Source organism: Actinocorallia lasiicapitis (genome assembly GCF_054778695.1).
Window position 1 is genome coordinate 1 of the sequence record NZ_BAAGZI010000831.1, and the last position, 828, is coordinate 828.

The 828-nt window shown below is 68.8% G+C and carries 2 protein-coding genes; both read left to right on the forward strand.

The window, feature by feature from the left end:
• Positions 1-481 (forward strand): PIG-L deacetylase family protein (locus ACYVE7_RS34930; RefSeq protein ID WP_460370947.1); only part of this gene is annotated, 481 nt, incomplete at its 5' end.
• Positions 478-828 (forward strand): class I SAM-dependent methyltransferase (locus ACYVE7_RS34935; RefSeq protein WP_460370948.1); only part of this gene is annotated, 351 nt, incomplete at its 3' end. The genes ACYVE7_RS34930 and ACYVE7_RS34935, both read left to right, overlap by 4 nt.

Below are 828 nucleotides of genomic sequence, written 5' to 3' on the forward strand. Positions count from 1 at the left end.
GAGGACGCGACTGGTCGCGGCTCGCCAGCGTGAGAGCCTTCATGCGCTACGTCGTCTCGGCATCGTTGCTGGCGACGTCTCGTTCCTCAATTTGCCCGATGGCCAGTTGCCCTCGATCCCGGGGCGCTGTTATCGCGCGCTGCGCCGCCAGGTCGCACGATGCCGGGATCTCGATCTCATCGTCGGACCGGCCTGCGATGACGACCATCCCGATCACCGCGCCGTAGCCGCGGCCGTAGCCGGATGCCCGGGTGGCGCCAGTCGGCTGACCTACCGCGTGTGGCCGCCTCGCCCGGACAGGTCCGGACCGGCATGGCGCATCGCTGTGCCCGGGGGAGTTTCGGTGAAACGGTCCCTGATCCGCGTCTACCGGACGCAGCTCGGCGCCGTTTCCGATGACCCAGCAGGCTTCACGATCGCGAGACACGAGCTTGCGGCCTTTGCTCGTCCGGTCGAGCGCTACCGGCCGGGTTCGAAGTGACGAGCCCGATCGATCTTGCCGGGTTCGCCGCCAAGTTCGCCGGCGACGACGATCCCTGGCGCACCTTCACCGCCCGTGACGAGGCGGTGAAGCGTGCCGCGATCCTGCACGCGATAGGTCACCGACCGGTCGGACGGGTGCTGGAGCTGGCCAGCGGCAACGGATCCAACAGTGCCGCGATCGCGAGGATGGCGTTGCGCCTCGATGCGACCGAGGGCACGAGGGAGGGGGTCGACCTGACGGCACGCGCCGTTGCCGCCTGGCCTCGTGCGTGCGCATCGCTGCTCGTGCTCCCCGGTCGACCGCCACGTCTCGTCTATGACGTGATCGTGATCGCCGAGATCCTG